The 1,996-nt window shown below is 70.4% G+C and carries 3 protein-coding genes; 2 read left to right on the forward strand and 1 reads right to left on the reverse strand.

Features of this window, described 5'->3' with window-relative positions; translation table 11 throughout:
* A partial coding sequence (locus BN903_RS16780) for an NAD-dependent epimerase/dehydratase family protein (protein ID WP_154018108.1) occupies positions 1-97 on the reverse strand: 97 nt, incomplete at its 3' end.
* Positions 98-239: 142 nt separating this feature from the next.
* On the opposite strand from BN903_RS16780, the gene BN903_RS09770 reads away from it, so the two are divergent.
* On the forward strand, positions 240-1,154 hold the full coding sequence (locus BN903_RS09770) for an MBL fold metallo-hydrolase (RefSeq protein ID WP_048077552.1): 915 nt from the start codon (positions 240-242) through the stop codon (positions 1,152-1,154).
* Between the two features lie 76 nt (positions 1,155-1,230).
* A complete protein-coding gene (locus BN903_RS09775; RefSeq protein WP_048077553.1) occupies positions 1,231-1,836 on the forward strand; it encodes a hypothetical protein in 606 nt (201 codons plus the stop codon).
* Positions 1,837-1,996: the final 160 nt, after the last annotated feature.

Below are 1,996 nucleotides of genomic sequence, written 5' to 3' on the forward strand. Positions count from 1 at the left end.
CGCGGACGAGCGCGACCACGTCGTGGCCGCGCGCGAGGAGCGTCGGGACGAGCCGACTCCCGACGAATCCGGTCGCGCCGGTGACGAGCACTCGCATATCGATCCCTCGGGCGGAGCGACCATAAGCCTCGGCCCGTCGGCGCGGCGACGGTACCGACGGAGCGGTCGGACCGAAGCGCGGTGCGTCGCGGGACGGATCGGACCGATCGCTAGAAGTGGCCCCGGGTTCCTCGTCCGGTATGCGCGCTGGCGAGTTCGAACCGGTTCGCGGCGTCGACGACCTGTACATCCACGACACCGGCATGTTCGAGACCGACGAGTACGGCGCGGTGTACGTGTACGACGCGGAGCGACCGATCGTGATCGACACCGGGACGGGGGCGAACCGGGAGGCCCTCTTCGAGACCATCGAGCAGATCGGGATCGGTCGCGAGGAACTCGCGTGGATCCTCCCGACCCACGCCCACCTCGACCACGCCGGCGGGGCGGGGTACCTCGCGGAGCGCTTCCCGAACGCGGAGGTCCGCGTGCCCGAGAAGGGGGTCCGACACCTCGTCGATCCCGGGGCGCTCGTCGCCGGCACCAAGTCGGCGGTCGAGGAGCAGTGGACGCACTACGCGGAGCCGAAGCCGGTCCCCGACGACCGGATCGAGGGGGTGAGCGAGGGCGACCGGATCGACCTCGGCGACCGCGAACTCGTCGTCCGCGACGCCCCGGGCCACGCCCCGCACCACGCCGTCTACCACGACCCCGACGCCGAGGTCGTGTTCTCCGCCGACGCCGCCGGGATCTACGTCCCGGAGATCGACGCCGTGACCCCGACGTCGCCGCCGCCGCAGTTCGACTTCGAGCAGTGTCTCGACGACATCCGGCTGATCGAGGACCTCGACCCGGATATCGTCTGTTTCGGCCACTTCGGGCCGCGGGAGTGCGACGCGGACCTGATCGGCGAGGCGAAGCGGGCGTTCGTCGAGTGGGTGGAGCGGGTCCGGCAGAAGCGCGCCGAACTCGACGACGACGAGGCGGTCGTCGACCACTTCGAGGCGGCGAGCCGCGACATCGACTACTGGAACCCCGAGCGGGCCCGGGCGAACACGAGCCTGAACACACGCGGCGTGTTGACGTACCTCGATCGGGTCGACGACGAGGAGTGAACGGGGCCGCACGCGGTCCGAAGACGGAGGCGGCGACGGAAACGCCCTAAACCCCGCCGCACGTAGACCGAGACAGATGGGCATCTTCGACACGATCCGGGCCGTCCTCGGGACGAGCGCCGAGACCGACGCGACCCGCGAGGCGGACCCCGAGGACCTCTTCGGGATGTCGACCGCGTACATGACGATGGAGGCCGACCTCGGCTACGACCACTGCGGGGAGGCTGCCCTGTGCTTCTCCGGGGTCGACAGCACGCGCTTCGACGACGCCGTCGAGACCGTCGAGGCCATCTTGGAGGCCGGCGAGATCGAGACCGGCACGGGGTTCCACCGACACGAGGACGACCACGGCTACCAGTGGTTCGTCCTCGAGGACGACGACCCGGAGGACCTCGTGACGAGCGTCCACTTCGCGGCCGACCAGTTCATCGAGGAGGGGTTCGGCTCGCGGCTGCTCGCGGCCGTGTTCGGCTTCGAGAACGACGACGGGGCGGCCTACTGGATCTACTCGTTCCGGCGCGGCGCGTACTACCCGTTCGCGCCGCGGGGGACGAACGACCGGAACCAGCGGGTCGAGTTCAAGCTTCAGTCCGTCCTCGACGGCGAACTCGGCTTAGAGGACGACGAGTCCTACTGGTACCCCCTGTGGCCCGACACCCGCGGGAGCCATCCGTGGGAATGAGCGGTGAACCGGTGACGGAGGCGACCGGAGGGCCCGAGGGCCGAAACACCCTGAAAAAGCGCCTCCTCCGCGGGATCGCCGTCCAGACCGCGGTCGTCGCGGCCGCGGTCCACCTGCTGTGGGCGTGGCCGCGGCTCGGGTCCCCGCCGGACGCGCGCCC

The organism is Halorubrum sp. AJ67 (assembly GCF_000513435.1).

Excerpts from the sequence above, each read along its gene's own strand:
- BN903_RS09770 (WP_048077552.1), top strand. The coding sequence starts at position 240 with ATGCGCGCTGGCGAGTTCGAACCGGTTCGCGGCGTCGACGACCTGTAC.
- BN903_RS09775 (WP_048077553.1), top strand. The coding sequence starts at position 1,231 with ATGGGCATCTTCGACACGATCCGGGCCGTCCTCGGGACGAGCGCCGAG.